Origin of the sequence: Streptomyces pimonensis (genome assembly GCF_041380215.1) — a bacterium.
Taxonomy (GTDB): domain Bacteria; phylum Actinomycetota; class Actinomycetes; order Streptomycetales; family Streptomycetaceae; genus Streptomyces; species Streptomyces pimonensis.
The window spans coordinates 16,551-31,583 of the sequence record NZ_JAHWZY010000055.1 but is presented as its reverse complement, the minus strand read 5'-3'; the positions used below and the strand labels follow the sequence as shown (position 1 = coordinate 31,583).

The 15,033-nt window shown below is 73.0% G+C and carries 14 protein-coding genes and 1 pseudogene; 5 read left to right on the top strand and 10 right to left on the bottom strand.

Features of this window, described 5'->3' with window-relative positions:
* Positions 1 to 152: 152 nt before the first annotated feature.
* Complete coding sequence (locus KYY02_RS31475) at positions 153 to 356, top strand: DUF397 domain-containing protein (RefSeq protein WP_371244008.1); 204 nt, start codon at positions 153 to 155, stop codon at positions 354 to 356.
* Positions 357 to 817: 461 nt separating this feature from the next.
* Here the strand turns inward: KYY02_RS31475 and KYY02_RS31470 are convergent, their stop codons facing one another.
* Complete coding sequence (locus KYY02_RS31470) at positions 818 to 1,213, bottom strand: cupin (RefSeq protein WP_371244006.1); 396 nt, start codon at positions 1,211 to 1,213, stop codon at positions 818 to 820.
* Positions 1,210 to 2,658, bottom strand: a complete 1,449-nt coding sequence (locus KYY02_RS31465; RefSeq protein ID WP_371244003.1) for an MFS transporter — start codon at positions 2,656 to 2,658, stop codon at positions 1,210 to 1,212. The genes KYY02_RS31470 and KYY02_RS31465 overlap by 4 nt, the downstream gene beginning before the upstream one ends.
* A gap of 57 nt (positions 2,659 to 2,715) precedes the next feature.
* Between KYY02_RS31465 and KYY02_RS31460 the strand changes: the two genes are divergently transcribed.
* From KYY02_RS31460 to KYY02_RS31450, 3 genes and pseudogenes are all read left to right on the top strand, one after another.
* Positions 2,716 to 3,384 (top strand): TetR/AcrR family transcriptional regulator, encoded by a 669-nt coding sequence (locus KYY02_RS31460; protein WP_371243999.1) that lies wholly within the window; start codon positions 2,716 to 2,718, stop codon positions 3,382 to 3,384.
* 210 nt (positions 3,385 to 3,594) lie between these two features.
* A pseudogene (locus KYY02_RS31455) lies at positions 3,595 to 3,996 on the top strand (recombinase family protein); the annotation flags it as partial.
* A 104-nt stretch (positions 3,997 to 4,100) separates the two neighbouring features.
* A complete protein-coding gene (locus KYY02_RS31450; protein ID WP_371244012.1) occupies positions 4,101 to 4,364 on the top strand; it encodes a hypothetical protein in 264 nt (87 codons plus the stop codon).
* 58 nt (positions 4,365 to 4,422) lie between these two features.
* Here the strand turns inward: KYY02_RS31450 and KYY02_RS31445 are convergent, their stop codons facing one another.
* From KYY02_RS31445 to KYY02_RS31420, 6 genes are all read right to left on the bottom strand, one after another.
* On the bottom strand, positions 4,423 to 4,623 hold the full coding sequence (locus KYY02_RS31445; protein ID WP_371243997.1) for a hypothetical protein: 201 nt from the start codon (positions 4,621 to 4,623) through the stop codon (positions 4,423 to 4,425).
* A gap of 397 nt (positions 4,624 to 5,020) precedes the next feature.
* The gene (locus KYY02_RS31440; RefSeq protein ID WP_371243995.1) at positions 5,021 to 6,697 is read right to left on the bottom strand and encodes an SWIM zinc finger family protein; all 1,677 of its coding nucleotides are present in this window, start codon (positions 6,695 to 6,697) and stop codon (positions 5,021 to 5,023) included.
* A gap of 344 nt (positions 6,698 to 7,041) precedes the next feature.
* Positions 7,042 to 7,692, bottom strand: coding sequence for a thymidine kinase (locus tag KYY02_RS31435; RefSeq protein WP_371243993.1), 651 nt, complete (start codon positions 7,690 to 7,692; stop codon positions 7,042 to 7,044).
* A gap of 41 nt (positions 7,693 to 7,733) precedes the next feature.
* Positions 7,734 to 8,963, bottom strand: coding sequence for an alkaline phosphatase family protein (locus KYY02_RS31430; RefSeq protein WP_371244010.1), 1,230 nt, complete (start codon positions 8,961 to 8,963; stop codon positions 7,734 to 7,736).
* A 101-nt stretch (positions 8,964 to 9,064) separates the two neighbouring features.
* Complete coding sequence (locus KYY02_RS31425; RefSeq protein WP_371243991.1) at positions 9,065 to 9,652, bottom strand: DUF5998 family protein; 588 nt, start codon at positions 9,650 to 9,652, stop codon at positions 9,065 to 9,067.
* Positions 9,653 to 9,721: 69 nt separating this feature from the next.
* Complete coding sequence (locus KYY02_RS31420; protein ID WP_371243989.1) at positions 9,722 to 12,775, bottom strand: bifunctional acetate--CoA ligase family protein/GNAT family N-acetyltransferase; 3,054 nt, start codon at positions 12,773 to 12,775, stop codon at positions 9,722 to 9,724.
* 171 nt (positions 12,776 to 12,946) lie between these two features.
* Between KYY02_RS31420 and KYY02_RS31415 the strand changes: the two genes are divergently transcribed.
* A complete protein-coding gene (locus KYY02_RS31415) occupies positions 12,947 to 13,228 on the top strand; it encodes an HPr family phosphocarrier protein (protein ID WP_371243987.1) in 282 nt (93 codons plus the stop codon).
* Between the two features lie 153 nt (positions 13,229 to 13,381).
* Here the strand turns inward: KYY02_RS31415 and KYY02_RS31410 are convergent, their stop codons facing one another.
* Entirely contained in the window at positions 13,382 to 14,077 is a 696-nt protein-coding gene (locus KYY02_RS31410; RefSeq protein ID WP_371243985.1) for a GntR family transcriptional regulator, read from the bottom strand.
* A 179-nt stretch (positions 14,078 to 14,256) separates the two neighbouring features.
* The gene (locus KYY02_RS31405) at positions 14,257 to 15,033 is read right to left on the bottom strand and encodes a M23 family metallopeptidase (RefSeq protein ID WP_371243983.1); all 777 of its coding nucleotides are present in this window, start codon (positions 15,031 to 15,033) and stop codon (positions 14,257 to 14,259) included.

The following is a 15,033-nucleotide window of genomic DNA, read 5'->3' as shown; positions in this document are numbered from 1 at the left end:
CCGCAGGTCAGCTCAGCGATACGAGACCGGGAAAACCGTAAAACGCGTCGAGACCCTCACTGAACATATCCGCTTGAAACGCCTCAAAGGTTAAACGCCAAGCTCAGTCCACGAGAGTCAACGAAGTTCATCGAAGGGTTGCTGGGAGCGCTATGAACAACGCTGAGTCCTCAACCGCCACATCCAGCCTCACCTGGTTCAAGAGCAGCTACAGCGGGACCGAGGGCGGTCAGTGTGTAGAGGTTGCGGCTGCTGCGGCAGTCGTGCACGTCCGTGACTCGAAGGCTGACGCCGGTCCCATGCTCACCGTCTCCCGCGAGGCATGGGCAAGCCTCATCGGGTTGGCCTCGTCGTAACAGCGCGTCTGAGGCTGGGCCGCGGCCGACGCAGCTGGGCTCACGAGGACCCGGGTGCGTCGGCTGAGGACTTTCTGCCTGGAGGCAGCCTCGCTTCGCATCGCGGGTCCCGGCGGCCTCGTAGGGCAGGGTGCCGACGAGGAGATGCGGGTAGCCCCACTCATCGGCGGTCAGTTCCTCGCCCTCGACGACGTCGAGCCGGAACTCGTACACCCCACGCACCAGCATCCGCCACAGCTCCATCCGGTCCTCCACGTCGATCCGGGCGCCGGCGGCGAGGAACGCCTCCACGAGGGCCCGGGAGCCCCCGTGGTTGACGACGTTCGTCGCCCTGTGGGGCCAGCTGGGTACGCGGTGTCCCCAGCAAGCGCGATGAACGCTTCGTGCTGGCGGAACGGAGCCGCCAAGCCTTCGGGCAGGGTTCGTGGTGGCCCGGCAGTCCTTTGCCGGGCCACCTCCGATCAGGGGTTGCCGGTGCGCTTTTCGAGGCGGGTGCCGTGGCGGAGGGTGATCGAGACCAGGTCGCTGGGGGCGTCCAGTTCCAGGCGGTGCCAGCGGCCGCGGGGGACGATCACGGCGGCGCCTGCCTGCAGTCGCACCATGTCCTCGGTTCCGCCGGGCGCGTCGGGACGGAAGTAGAGGCGGATGCCGCCGGTCAGGCAGCACACCGCTTCCTCGGCCGCTGGGTGCATCTCCCAGTGGTCGGCATGCACGTCGGCATCGGTCTCCACGTGGAACGCGGCGATCTGCCAGACGCCGGAGCTGCTGCTCGTCATCTGCCGTTCGACGGCTCGGACTTCGCCGTCGGGGTGGAAATGCAGCGCCGAGGCGAACAGGTCGACGGTGGTGGCCGTCATGACGGAGCTCCTTCCAACTGGTTCTCCGCGGGGTCGGTGGACCCCGGGACAGGGGGGACGGCCCGGCGGCGCGGCAGTACACCGATGGCCACGACCGCAGCGAGCGAGAAGACGCCGGCGGTGACGGCCAGGCCCAGGGCGTAGCCGTCGTTGAGTGCGGCGGGGTCGGCGGTCGTGCCGGTCCGGTGCGCGGCGATGGTGGCCAGGGCGGCCAGGCCGATGCAGCCGCCCAGTTGGCGGGAGCTGTTCAGCAGGCCGCTGGCCATGCCGGCCTCGCGGGGGGCGACGCCGGTGGTCGCGGCGGCGGCGACCGGCGCCAGGACCAGCCCGGCGCCGACACTGGTGACGAGGGACGGGCCGAGCACATCGGTGAGGAAGCTGCCGTCGGGGCTGATGAGGGCGAACCAGGCCAGGCCCGCAGTGGCCAGCAGGGTGCCGGACACCAGGGGGATGCGGGGGGAGCGGGACGCGGTGACGCGGGTGGCGACGATAGTTCCCGCGATCAGGCCCAGGGAAAAGGGCAGAAACGCGGTGCCGGTCGCGGCGGCACCCATGCCCAGGACCTGCTGCATGTACAGGGACACGAAGTAGAACGCCGTGAACTGCCCGGCTGCGGCCAGGAACACCAGCGCATTCGCGCCGGCGACCCAGCGGCTGCGCAGCAGGCCGAGGCGCAGCAGCGGTGCGGCGACCCTCGCCTCGGCGAGAACGAAGACACCCAGCATCACGGCTGCAGCGGCGAGGGTCGCCCACGTGCCCGGGGAGCCCCAGCCCAGGGTGTCGGTCCGCACGACACCGAGCACCAACAGCCCGATGCCGCCTGTCGCCAGGACGGCACCCAGCGCGTCCAGCCGCTCACTCCGGGCAGGTGGTGCTTCGGCGGGCACCCCCACGGGGACGAGCGCGAGAGCCGCCGCGACGATGGGCAGGTTGATCAGCATGACCCAGCGCCAGTCCGCGTATTCGGTCAGCAGTCCACCCGCCAGCACGCCCAGCGCCCCGCCCGCGGCGTTCACCGCGCTCCACACCCCCAACGCCCGGACGCGCTGCGGGCCTTCGGCGAAGGTGGTGGTGAGCATCGCCAGCGCGGCCGGTGCGACTGCGGCCGCGCCCAGGCCCTGGCCGGCCCGTGCGGCGATCAGTTGCCAGGGGTCCTGGGCCAGCCCGCCGACCAGCGAGCACAGCCCGAAAACGGTCAGCCCCAGTACGAACATCCGACGCCGCCCGTACAGGTCGCAAGCGCGTCCTCCCAGCAGCAGGAACCCGCCGAACGTGAGCGCGTACATGTGCACGACCCACGACAGGTCGAGCGGCGCGAACCCCAGCGCCGTGCGGATCGCGGGTAATGCGACGTTGACCACGGACATGTCCAGGGCGACGACGAACTGGGCGACGGCGGCAGCCGCCAGCACCGCTCCGGGCCTCCCACGAGAGTTTTTATACATGTAAGAAAAGTTAGCGTCGGGGTTCGTCGTTGTCGACACCTGGGGAATGATGGGGGCATGCCGCAACCGTCCACACCGCGCAAAACCCCGGGCCGACCTCCCCGTATCTCTCGTGAGGAGATCATTGAGACAGCCCGCCGGATCGTGGAGGAGGGAGGAGTGGACCGGCTGACCATGCGGCGGCTGGCCACGGAAGTCGGCAGTACGCCGATGGCGCTCTACCACCACGTCCGCGACAAGGAGGAACTGCTCGTCCTCCTGCTGGACGACTACGCCGCCCGTACCCTGCGCCGACCGGGACTGCCCGCCCACCCTCGCGAGCGGGTCGTCGTGGCCGCCACCGCAGTCCACGAGGCGCTCGCCGCCTGCCCCTGGATCGTGGAAGTGCTGACCGCCGACGACTTGCTGTCCACGAGCGCGCTGTGGTTCGTCGAGCAGATCGTCGACGGCCTGGTCGAATGCGGCCTCTCCCTCGACCGGGCCGTGCACGGCTACCGTGCGATCTGGTACTACACCGCCGGGGAGATCGTGGTCAGGGCGACAGCGGCACGACGGCGCGCAGACGATGACCGTGCGACCTACCGGGAGCAAGTCTTCGCCGATCTCGACCCGAGCGAGCTGCCCCGCTTGACGCAGGCCGCAGACCGTTGGGTTCCGCTGACCGCTGAGGACACCTACCGGGACGGGCTCCAGGCCCTGGTGGACGGCCTTCTCGTCAGTCGCTGACGGACTCGCCGCCGACGATCTGCCTGGCCGCTGGCACCGAGGCTCTCAAGTGCCGGCAAACGAACGTTTACCGACAGGCGTGGCAGGCATCCAGTGAATCCGGACATTCCGAAGTGCCAGGGCGGCGTCGATCCAATCGGATCCGATGATGGTTGATGACAGAGTTTGACGACAGACAGGCTCCGTTCCCTCCGTACGGAAGGGGCCCCGGTGGCGGGCCTGGTCTATAAGCGGGTCTCGACCGACCAGCGGTCGACCGCCCGTCAGAACCTCGTCCCCTCCGAGGCCGGGATCGAGGCCCTGGTGACGTTCGAGGAAGAGACCGGTACCTCCAGCCGTCTCCACCCGCTCCAGCGCCCGAAGTCCGGCGGACTGCTGACGCACGCGCGGCCGGGCGACACGGTGCACATCTTCGGGATGTTCCGCCTCGTGCGCGGCACCGGGCACATCCTCGACGTGCTCAACGTCCTGCACCGCGATCGTCTCGCCCTGCGCACCCACGACGACGCGTTCTCCGCGATGGATCTCACCGCCCCCCACCCGCGCACCGGAGAACTGTTGTCCACCGTGAAGTTCAGGGTGCAGACCCTCGCCGCCGGCGTCGAACTCCAGCGCGGCCTCCAACGCGAGCTCACCTACGACGGGCTGCGGGCCGCCGAGGCGAGGGGTGGCAAGGGCGCCGCCGCCCGGTCGTCCCTGCCGGGAAGACCGACGCCGTGCGCACGGCATACCTGCACGGCAGGTCCATCACCGCCCTGGCCCGCGAACACGGCGTCAACCGCACCGCCGTCGCCGACCACATGCCCGAACACACCGCCGCTGACCACGAGGACGCCCAGGCACCTGAACTGCCCGTCATGCTCGATGTGCCGGGCAAGGTCGCCGACTTCCTCCGCATGACCGAGCTGGACGAGGAAGAGCGGGCCGCCGTTGACCGCGGCACGACCGTACGGCGCGGAGGGTGTGCACCCTCCGCGTGAGCGCCGCCCCCTCCGTACACCGCGGACTCCTCACCCGCTGCCAGCCCCTCGACAGCTCTCAGGCCGTCCCGACCCAGCGCAAGGCCCGTCGCGAGTACGGGAACCGCGTCAGCACCCTCGTCGACCGACGGCCGCACAGGCTGGTGGCGAAGCCCTCCATGCCGGAGTCAGGGCCGGAGATGTGCATGAACGCGTCCGCTGTCCCGGTCGGCTCGGCGACCTCCAGCAGCAGCTCCGGGAAGTCGACCTTCGGCAGCATGCCGTTAGGACCGCGGCCCTGCCCTTCTCGTCCGCGCGGGCCGCGAGCCGCCCGCCGGTCCCGGCCGGGCCGCCGCGCCCGCCGCCCTGAACCGCCGGTGCCGGCGCCCCATGGACCGCCGGAACCCGGCCCGCTGACGTTCCAGGGGATCGACGAGCCGGCGGACACGGCCGAGCACGGCTGACCTCACGTCGTCGGGCGAGTCGTTCCTGCGGATTCGGCCACCGACACGTCGTACGGCATGACGGGACGACGGCGGAGGGGACCGACCGTGCGATCGGCCCAAGGATGCTGCTCCGCCTCGGTCCCTGTGCCGCGGACCGTTCACGTCGCTGACCGTTCGGCGCAACGGCCGGGGTTCCGGCCGGGCAGGCGGGCCCCCGGGAAACCGTTCGGCTCACAGACCGTGTTCGTCCATCAGGCGCATCAGGTTCCGCTTGCGTTTCTGGGCGGTGCGCAAGGCGGTGACGTAAGCGGCGAACTCGTCCTCGGTGCCCAGGCGGCGGTGGCAGTCGCGGATGCTCAGCAGCAGGCCGACGAGCCGCTCGTAGACCGTGTTGCCGGTCTCCTTGGTCAGCGGCTCCGCCAGGCGCAGGTAGACGCCGAGCGCGTCGGCGGGACGGGTGGCCCGCGCCCGGTCGGCGAGCGCGAGCCACTGCTCGTCGTGGGCGTCGGTCCGGGCAGCGGCCTGCCAGGCGGCGTCGACGTCCTCGTCGTCGAGCAGGGCGTCGATCAGGACGGGGCCGCCGTACCAGCTCTGCCGCGGCCGCTCCGCGTCGGCGCGCAGCAGGGCGAGGGCTCCCTCGCGCTCGGCCGGCCAGCTGTCCGCGGCCCGCGCGGCGGCGCGCAGCTGCTGGTACGCGAGCAGCGAGCGGCGGGCGCCGAAGTGGTCACGGCGCACGGCGACGGCGTCGGTGGTCCGGCCCGCCTGCGCATAGCGGTCGCAGAGGTGGTCGACGAGGGCGGTGTCCACGGCGGAGAGGTCCCGGGCGTCCCGGACACCGCGTTCCGCCCACTCCAAGGCCTCGTCGAAACGCCGGGCGGCCTCCAGCTCGCGGGCGATGACCAGGTGCGTGTGGCCGTTCGGCGCGAGATCGGCCGCGTGCACGGCGATCACCGCGTCGACGTTTCCCCCGGCCTTGGCCAGGCGCTCCATCAGGTACTTCTCCGCCCAGCCGCGGCGGTTGCGTCGCCACGCCTCGGCGGCCAGCTTTCGCAGGACGGCCATGCCCTCTTCTCCGAGGACGTCGTCGTAATCGAGCGGATCGATGTCGGTCAGGCCGTCGTCGCTGTCGCCGAGCAGATGGCCGGCCAGCCAGCGCGCGAGCTCCTCGGGGTCGGGGCGTGCCGCGCGGCACGCGTCGAGGTGGGCGTCGGCCAGACCCGCGCCGACCTGTCCGAGCCGGCCGTCGGAGTCGTCGACGCTCCCCACCGCCTCGGCCAGCAGCCGCATCGCCTCCCGCGCCAGGATGATCGCGTCGGCGGCCCGGCCCGAGCCGGTCAGCGCGCCGATCGCGGACACCGCCTGCCGGGCCTGGTCGGCATAGGCGCGGGCATCGGCGTACTCGACGTAGCCGTACTGCGCGAAGGGGCCGATGTCGAGCAGGTCACGGATACGGGACCGGACCGCGGCGAGGTCCCCTCGGGCGCCGGCGGCCCGCAGTTCCAGGCGTCGCCGCACCTGCCGGTCCTCGTCGATCTGTTCCCGCAGCAGGGCGAGCAGCTCGTCCCTGGACAGGGCGGACAGCCACCCGTCGAGGTCCTGGGCGCGCTCCCGGGCCGCCTTCCGCTGCCGCGGCAGGCTCTCCGGCCGGGCGAGCACGGTCAGCCCCAGGGCGACCAGGTGCTTGCAGAAGTTGCCCTCGAGGCCGTACGGGCAGTCGCACGCGCCGGACAGCCCGCCGGGTCCGTCCAGGGTCAGCTCGACCTCGTACCGTTCCGTCCCGTGGACACTCGCGGTGACCCAGCCGTCACCCACCTCGACCCCGGACACCGCGTCGAGATACCCGAAGGCGCGTTCGAAGGAACGGCCACCGGCCAGCTTCTGGAGATTCGCCTCGGTGAGGCCGCGCATGATCCTTTTCCGTCCTGCCGTGATGGTGCAGCCGATGCCCCAGCCTAGGGGGGCCGAGGTCGCGAGCCGACGGCTTCGCCGGATCCGGTCTCGCCTCGTCCGGGATGTCACGGGGCGTTCGGCCGGTCACGCGCCCTCTCCGGGTCCCGCGGGGTTCGCCGTCCTCGGCCGCCGTCCCGAGGACGGCGGCCGGCCCGGAGCCCTGGCCGTCGCAGTCCCGGGGCCGGACCCGCGGCCGGTGCGTCCGCCGCACCCGGTCACTCAGCCGCGCCGGCGCACGACGAGAGGCCGCACCCTCGACTCCCCTGCCGTCCCGGACCCACCGGCGCCCCGCGACCCCGCGGTCAGCCCGAGGAGACCGGCAGCACGTCGGGCGACAGTGCCGCCGCGTGGGCCGTCGCGGCCGTCATGCGACGGCGGTGGTGACGGCGGCACAGGACCTCGTAGCCGACCTCGTCCACGGAGCCGGTGACGTCGCCGACGACCACCTGGGCGCCCTCGACGACCATGACCCCGCCGACCGTACGGGCGTTGTGCGTGGCGCGGGCGCCGCACCAGCACAGGGCCTCGACCTGGAGCACCTCGACCCGGTCGGCCAGTTCCACCAGCCGCTGGGAGCCGGGGAACAGCTTGGAGCGGAAGTCGGTCGTGATGCCGAAGGCGTAGACGTCGAGCTCCAGGTCGTCCACCACGCGCGCGAGCTGGTCGATCTGCTCCGGCGCCAGGAACTGCGCCTCGTCCGCGATCACGTAGTCCGCGCGCCGGCCCTGGGAGAGGTGGTCGACGAGGTGCGCGTACAGGTCCGCGCCGTCGCCGACCTCCACCGCGTCCGTGACCAGGCCGAGGCGGGAGGAGAGCTTGCCCTCGCCGGCCCGGTCGTTGCGGGTGAAGATCATGCCGACCAGGCCGCGCGCCGAACGGTTGTGCTCGATCTGGAGAGCCAGCGTCGACTTCCCGCAGTCCATCGTTCCGGAGAAGAACACCAGCTCGGGCATGGGGGGTCGGGCACCTTTCGGCAGGGGTCGCGGGCGGAGGGTCAGGAGCGTACTTCGAGCAGGGGGACCAGCTGCTCGGCAGGGGTCATCGAACCGTGGTTGCCGACCATCGCCGACTCCCTGGGCTCCCGCTCGGAGGCGATCAGCAGGACGTCGTCCCGCGCGGCGGCGATCACGTCGCCGATCCGGTGGTACACGCGTTCGTCGACCGTCGGTCCGAACCAGCCCGCCTCGACCGCCTCGTCGCGCGAGGCCACCCAGAACTGCTCGCCGAGCACCTCGCGCCAGCAGGTCAGCACGTCGTCCGCGGCGCCCGGCACGGCGTAGACGTGCCGGGCGCGGCCCTCGCCGCCGAGCAGGGCGACGCCCGCCTTCAGCTCCCAGTCCTCGTCGAAGTCGATGCGGTGGTCCTCGTCGAAGGGGATGTCGATCATGCCGTGGTCGGCGGTGACGTAGAGCGCGCTGCGCGGGGGCAGCTGTTCGGCCAGGCGCTGGACCAGGCGGTCGACGTACATGAGCTGGCCGCGCCAGGTGTCGGAGTCGAGGCCGTAGCGGTGGCCGGCGCCGTCGACCTCGGCGTAGTACGTGTAGACCAGGGCGCGGTCGGCGGCGGCGAGCTGCTCGGCCGCGGTGTCCATGCGCTCCTCCCCGGAGAGCCGACCGAGGAAGGTGCCGCCGCTGAGCGCGACCTTGGTCAGCGGGGTGTTCGCGAAGGTCGGTGAGGAGACCTGGGCCGCGTGCACGCCCGCCCGGTGGGCCAGTTCGAAGACGGTGGGATACGGCTGCCAGGAGCCGGGCGGGGCCCAGGGCTGCCAGCGCAGCTGGTTCATCAGCTCGCCGGTGTCCGGGTTGCGCACGGTGTAGCCGGGCAGGCCGTGTGCGCCCGGCGGCAGGCCGGTGCCGACGGAGGCCAGGGAGGTGGCGGTCGTGGCCGGGTAGCCGGCGGTGATCGGACGGCCGGTGCCGCCGCGCGAGGCGGCGAGCAGGGACGTCATGAAGGGGGCTTCCTCGGGGTGCGCCTTCAGCTGTTCCCAGCCCAGCCCGTCGATCAGGAACACGCAGTTCCGGTCGGCGGGGGCCAGCTCGGGGATCGCGGTGGTGGTGCCGGGGACGGCCATGCCGGCGGCGAGCGTGGGCAGCAGGTCGGCGAGCGAACCGGCGCCGTATTCGGGCAGGGGCGCGGAGTCGAGGGTCAGGGGACGCGGGTGCGCGTCGTCCCAGGCGGTGGAGTGCGGGTGCGGCGTGGGACGGGCGGGGGGCGCGGGCCGCACGGAGGGCGTCGGCCGGGCGGGCGGCGCGGGGCGGGGCGCCTGCGGACGGGGCACGGGCCGCGCGCCGGGGGTGGGCTGTGCGCCGGGGGTGGGCTGTGCCATCAGCGCGTCTGGTCCGCGGTCGCCTCGGACAGGGCCTGCGCGAAGGTGAGCGCCTGGCGCACCGTCTCCGGTCCGTCACCGGCCTCACTGACGCGCAGGCTCAGGTCGTCGGCCGTGGAGTTGCCCGTGTAGCCGTGGTCGGCCTCGCAGTTGGGGTCGCCGCAGGCGGCCGGTTCCAGGTCGATGCGGGAGACGGCGCCCCAGCCGATGGTGAGCACGATCTCGCGCGGCAGCGTGCCCGGCTTGTACGACTCGGGGTTGGCGACCACACGGCTGACCACGATCGACGAGATCCGGCCGAGCTTGACCGACTCCGTGGACGTGGTGGCGTACGGCGTCGGGGAGGTGCTGTCCGCGGCCTGCTCGTCGGTGTGGCTGACGATGAAGCGGTTGCCGGTGAGGACGAGCACGGTGACGTGCCGCCGCACCTCGTTCTGGTCGAACGTCGTCTCCTGGTGGACCAGGTACGACCGGACGGGCTCGCCGCCCACGGCGGCCTCCACCGCCTCGGCCACGAGGGCCGGGTAGTAGCCGCTGCGCTCGATCGCCGCACGCAGCCCCTGGGTCGTCGTACTGGTCTTGGCCATGATGCCCATCCTACGGGGGACCGCTGACTGCGAGGCACCGCTCACCGCGCTCCGCTCCCCCGCCGCCGGTCAGTACGCGGGCAGGGTCCGCGGGCCGAGGTCGTCGCGGGCGGGCGGCGGGGCGAGGCGCACGGAGGCGTCGAGGACGCTCACGCCGTGCGGGGCGACGACCACCGGTTCCAGGGTGACCGCGACGACCTCCGGATGGTCGTGGACCAGCCGCGACACCCTCAGCATCAGCTCCTCCAGCACGGGGGTGTCGACCGGCGCCGAGCCGCGCCAGCCGAACAGGAGCGGGGCGGTGCGGATCGATCGCACCAGCGAGGTCGCGTCCCGGTCGGTGACCGGGATCAGCCGGTGCGCCATGTCCCCGAGCAGCTGTGAGGGGGGTCCGGCGAGCCCGAAGGACAGGACGGCCCCGGCGGCGGGGTCGATGACCGCGCGCACGACGGTGTCGACACCGCGCGGGGCCATCCGCTGCACCACGGGGCGCAGCTCCGCCGGGTCGCCGAACAGCTCCGTCAGCTCGGCGTACGACCGGCGCAGTTGTTCCTCGTCGGCCAGGTCCAGGCGGACACCGCCCAGGTCGGCGCGGTGCCTCAGGTGGGGGGCGGTCGCCTTGAGTGCCACGGGGTAGCCGAGGGTGCGCGCGGCATCGGCGGCGGTGTCGGGGTCCGGGGCGGGGAGGGCGCGGTGGACGCGGACGCCGTAGGCGCCGAGCAGGTCGCAGGTCTCGGCGGCGCCGAGGGTCAGGCCCTGTCCGCGCGAGAGCAGCCCGCCGATGAGCGCCGCCGCGCCCCGCTCGTCGATGTCCTCGTGCTCGGGCACCTTCCCGGGCTCGGCGGCGTCCCGCCGCCACTGTGCGTACGCGACGGCGTGGGCGAGCGCCCGGACCGCACGCTCGGAAGCGGGGTAGGCGGGGATGAGGTGGGCGTCCTCGGGAGGTACGGCGGGAGCCGGCGGGCCGCCGTCGACGGCCGTGCGGGTGCGGTCCGACACACCCGCACGGATCGGCGCACCGCTGCCGGCGGACGGCGGGACGCCCGCGGCGGCCGGGGGCTGCATGGCGCCGGACGGCCGGGACGCCGTGCCCGCCCCCGGCCGTGTGCCGGTGCCTTCCCCGTGTCGCGGTGCGGCGTTCGCCGCCTGCCGCGCCGTGCCCGTCACCGTCTGCGGCGCGGCGCCGGTCGCCGACGGGGGTGCCGTGCTCGTCGCGGCCGACAGGGCCTGCGCGAGGCCGCCGAGTTCCACGTGGACCACCAGGACGGGCTTGGACGGGGTCGCGGCCGCGGCCGAGCGCAGGGCCCGCGCCAGGTCCGCGTCGCCGACCGGGCCCTCCCCCACCGCCGGGATCGCCGTCACGACGACCGCGTCGCTCGTGTCGTCGGCCAGTGCCTGGGAGAGCGCCGCGTGGAAGTCCGCCGCCGAGGCGGCGGTGGTGAGGTCCAGCGGGCGGTGCGGGCGCAGCCCCTCGGCGAGGCAGGCGTCGTAGGTGAGCAGGCCCAGGGACTCGGAGTTGCCGAGGATCGCCACCCGGGGGCCGGCCGGCAGGGGCTGGCGGGCGAGCAGCAGGCCCGTGTCGACCAGCTCGGTGATGGTGTCCACCCGGACCACCCCGGCCTGCCGCAGCAGCGCGGACACCGTCGCGTGGGGCAGCCTGGTCGCCCGTACGGCGTGCCCCCGGGGTCCCGCTCCGTGGCGTGCGCCCTGGACCACGACCAGCGGCTTCGCCGCCGCGGTCCGGCGGGCGAGACGGGTGAACTTGCGCGGGTTGCCGATGGACTCCAGGTACATCAGGACGACGTCGGTGTCGGGGTCCTCGTACCAGTACTGCAGGAGGTCGTTGCCTGAGACGTCGGCCCGGTTGCCGGACGACACGAAGGCGGACACGCCGGTGACGCCGGTGACGCCGCCGCCGCGCCGGTGCAGGCGGGACAGCAGGGCGACGCCGATGGCGCCGGACTGGGCGAACAGCCCGATCCGGCCCGGGCGCGGCATCTGAGGGGCGAGCGAGGCGTTCAGCCGTACGGCCGGCGAGGTGTTGATGACGCCGAAGGCGTTCGGGCCGATGATCCGCATCCCGTACGAGCGCGCCTGCCGTACCAGGGCGCGCTGGCGTTCACGTCCGTCGGGGCCGGACTCGGCGTAGCCGGCGGAGACCACGACGAGCCCCTGCACGCCGTGCTCGCCGCACTCGGCGACGGCCTCGGGGACGTGCTCGGCGGGCACCGCGACGACCGCGAGGTCGACGGGCCCGTCGATGTCCCGCACCGAGCGGAACGCGGCCACCGAGCCGAGCTCCTCCTCCCCCTCCCCCAGCGCCTTGTTCACGGCGTACAGCCGGCCGCTGAACCCGGTGTCCCTGAGGTTGTCGAGGATGCTGCGGCCCACCCCGCCGGGCGTGCGGCCGGCGCCGACGACGGCCACCGAGCCGGGGGCGAGCAGCCGCTGCACCGAGCGCGCCTCGGCACGCTGTTCGCGTGCGTGCTGCACGGCCATGGAGCGGTCGGTGGGCTCGAGGTCGAACTCCAGGCGGACGACCCCGTCCTCGAAGCTGCGCTTCTGGGTGTACCCGGCGTCGGTGAACACCTTGATCATCTTGCTGTTGGCGGGCAGCACCTCGGCCGCGAACCGGCGGATGCCGCGCTCCCGCGCGACGGCGCCGATGTGTTCGAGGAGGGCGGAGGCGACGCCCCGGCCCTGGTGGGCGTCCTGCACGAGGAAGGCGACCTCGGCCTCGTCGGGGACGGGAGGGGCGGGCGTGGAGCGCCCTGCGGCAGCGGTGGCGGCGGGCGACGGGCGGGAGGAGGCGGGCGTGCCGTCGGCGCCGATCCGGTCGTAGCGTACGGTGGCGATGAACTCGCCGCCGACGGTGGCCGCGAGTCCCACCCGGTCCACGAAGTCGTGGTGCGTGAAGCGGTGGACGTCCTTGGCGGACAGACGAGGGTAGGGCGCGAAGAAGCGGTAGTACTTCGACTCGTCCGACACCTGCTCGTAGAAGCTGACCAGGCGCTCGGCGTCATCGACGGTGATGGGGCGGATGCGCGCGGTGCCGCCGTCGCGCAGCACCACGTCGGCTTCCCAGTGGGCGGGGTACTCGTACCGGTCCGACGAGGTCTGCATGGGCCCAGAGTACGGCTCGCGTACGGCGACGGCGCGAGGCAGTCTGTGGTGGACGACAGCCGGACCGAGGCCGCGGTCCGGCCGCCACCGGGAGCGGACGCCGCCCCCGGGCATGCTTCACGATGTGGGAAACTGGTCTAGACAACCCTGAACAGTGAAGGGCAGCAACACATGGCTGAGCGCCGCGTCAACGTCGGCTGGGCCGAGGGTCTCCACGCCCGCCCCGCCTCCATCTTCGTCCGAGCCGCCACGGCCGCAGGCGTCCCGGTGACGATCGCCAAGGCCGGGGGCGACCCGGTCAACGCGGCCTCCATGCTGGCCGTCCTGGCCCTGGGCGCCCAGGGCGGCGAGGAGGTCGTCCTCGCTTCCGACGCCGAGGGCGCCGACGCCGCCCTGGACCGTCTGGCGAAGCTGGTCTCCGAGGGCCTCGAGGAGCTCCCCGAGACCGTCTGAGCATTCACGACCACGGGAGTCGTCTCCTCGACGGACGCCCGTCCGTCTCACCGAAAGGCCCGCCCGGACCACCGGACGGGCCTTTCGCTTTCCCTTTTCCAAGCAGCACGAATAACCCCCGGAATTACTCCCTCTTTGTATACGGCAGCCGTGTTAATGCCGGAGACCCGTCATGTTTACGGCATGTTGCGAGTTCCTCACCCGGTCCGCGCGGCCGGCGCCGGAGGCGAAACGCAGGCGGTGCCCGGCGCTCGCGCGCTCGGTGTGCAGCGCCGTGACGGACCGCGCGCGGTCGCCGTCGCCGCGCGCCACGGCGTCCACGATCGCGCCGTGCTCCGCCCAGTACCCGACCGGATCGGACGGACCCTCGGCGGCGTACATCCAGGCGATCTTGTGCCGCAGCTGGGTCAGCGCCGAGGTCAGCGCCGGGCTGCCGGTGGCCTGGGCGAGCGTCTCGTGGAACCAGCCGCTCAAGGAGCGCAGATCGTCGCTGTGGCCCTGACGGGCGCGTTCCTGCCCCAGCCGGACCAGGCCGCGCAGCACCTTCAGATGGGCCTCGGTGCGGCGCTGGGCCGCGCGGGAGGCGCCGAGCGGCTCCAGCAGCATGCGCATCTCCAGCAGGTCGGCGGCCTCCTGCTCGGTGGGTTCCGCGACGCACGCGCCCGCGTGCCGCCGGGTCACCACGAACCCCTCGGCCTCCAGCGTGCGCAGCGCCTCCCGGACGGGGACGCGGGAGACACCGTAACGGCGGGCGAGGACTTCCTCGGTGAGCCGGCCGCCGCGCTCGTGGACACCCGCGACGATGTCGTCCCGGATCGCCGTGCACACCGAGTGCGCGGGAATACGCATGACCGACCTCCGCTTAATCCCCGTGAAACGTCGACGATTGACGTGTGTTCCGTGACTCTATTCCAATCAGCGGGAATTCACGACGGCGGACCGGAATCCATGCGCGTTTTTCGGACGAGCGCCGACCGGAAACACCGGTGCCCCGGCTCGGGGAGCCGGGGCACCGGGAAGTCCTCGGGTCAGAGGCTGACGCCGTGCGCGCGGAGGTAGGCGACGGGATCGAGGTCGGAGCCGTACTCGGCCGTCGTACGGGCCTCGAAGTGCAGGTGCGCGCCCGTGACGTTGCCGGTGGCGCCGGAGAGGCCGATCCGCTGCCCGGCGGCGACCTGCTGGCCCACCGAGACGCCGATGGACGACAGGTGGGCGTACTGGGTGTACGTGCCGTCGTTCATCCTGATGACGACCTGGTTGCCGTACGAGCCGCCCCAGCCGGCCTCGACGACGGTGCCGATGCCGACCGACTGGACGGGGGTGCCGCTCGCGGCGTGGAAGTCGACACCGGTGTGGCTGCCGGAGGACCACAGCGAGCTGCCGGCCCGGTAGCTGGTCGAGACGTACGAGCCGGGGATCGGGGAGACGAAGGTGCTGAGGCGCTCGCGCTCGGCCTCCCGCGCGGCGCGCTCCTTCTCCGCGCGGGCCTTCGCGGCGGCCTCCTCGGCGGCCTTCTCGCGCGCCGTCTCCTCGGCGGCCTTCCGCGCGGCGGCCTCGGCCGCCTCCCGGGCGGCCTCGTGCTGGGCGGCCGCCTGGGCCTCTATCCGCTCGGCGACCGCGTCGCCCAGGGTGACGACGGGCGTGAGGCCGGTCTGCGCGGCAGCGGGCTCGGCGGCGAGTGCGGGAGCCGCGAGGGAGCCGACGACGCCGGTGGTGGTGAGCGCCGCGACGCCCGCCGCGCGGGCGGTGCCGCGCTGCATCCTGCTGGGACGACGGTGCTTGCCCGGGGCGCGGGTGAACGCCAT

Excerpts from the sequence above, each read along its gene's own strand:
- KYY02_RS31445 (WP_371243997.1), bottom strand. The coding sequence starts at position 4,623 with ATGCTGCCGAAGGTCGACTTCCCGGAGCTGCTGCTGGAGGTCGCCGAG.
- KYY02_RS31410 (WP_371243985.1), bottom strand. The coding sequence starts at position 14,077 with ATGCGTATTCCCGCGCACTCGGTGTGCACGGCGATCCGGGACGACATC.
- KYY02_RS31405 (WP_371243983.1), bottom strand. The coding sequence starts at position 15,033 with ATGGCGTTCACCCGCGCCCCGGGCAAGCACCGTCGTCCCAGCAGGATG.
- KYY02_RS31415 (WP_371243987.1), top strand. The coding sequence starts at position 12,947 with ATGGCTGAGCGCCGCGTCAACGTCGGCTGGGCCGAGGGTCTCCACGCC.
- KYY02_RS31425 (WP_371243991.1), bottom strand. The coding sequence starts at position 9,652 with ATGGCCAAGACCAGTACGACGACCCAGGGGCTGCGTGCGGCGATCGAG.
- KYY02_RS31435 (WP_371243993.1), bottom strand. The coding sequence starts at position 7,692 with ATGCCCGAGCTGGTGTTCTTCTCCGGAACGATGGACTGCGGGAAGTCG.
- KYY02_RS31465 (WP_371244003.1), bottom strand. The coding sequence starts at position 2,658 with ATGTATAAAAACTCTCGTGGGAGGCCCGGAGCGGTGCTGGCGGCTGCC.
- KYY02_RS31475 (WP_371244008.1), top strand. The coding sequence starts at position 153 with ATGAACAACGCTGAGTCCTCAACCGCCACATCCAGCCTCACCTGGTTC.
- KYY02_RS31470 (WP_371244006.1), bottom strand. The coding sequence starts at position 1,213 with ATGACGGCCACCACCGTCGACCTGTTCGCCTCGGCGCTGCATTTCCAC.
- KYY02_RS31440 (WP_371243995.1), bottom strand. The coding sequence starts at position 6,697 with ATGCGCGGCCTCACCGAGGCGAATCTCCAGAAGCTGGCCGGTGGCCGT.
- KYY02_RS31460 (WP_371243999.1), top strand. The coding sequence starts at position 2,716 with ATGCCGCAACCGTCCACACCGCGCAAAACCCCGGGCCGACCTCCCCGT.
- KYY02_RS31420 (WP_371243989.1), bottom strand. The coding sequence starts at position 12,775 with ATGCAGACCTCGTCGGACCGGTACGAGTACCCCGCCCACTGGGAAGCC.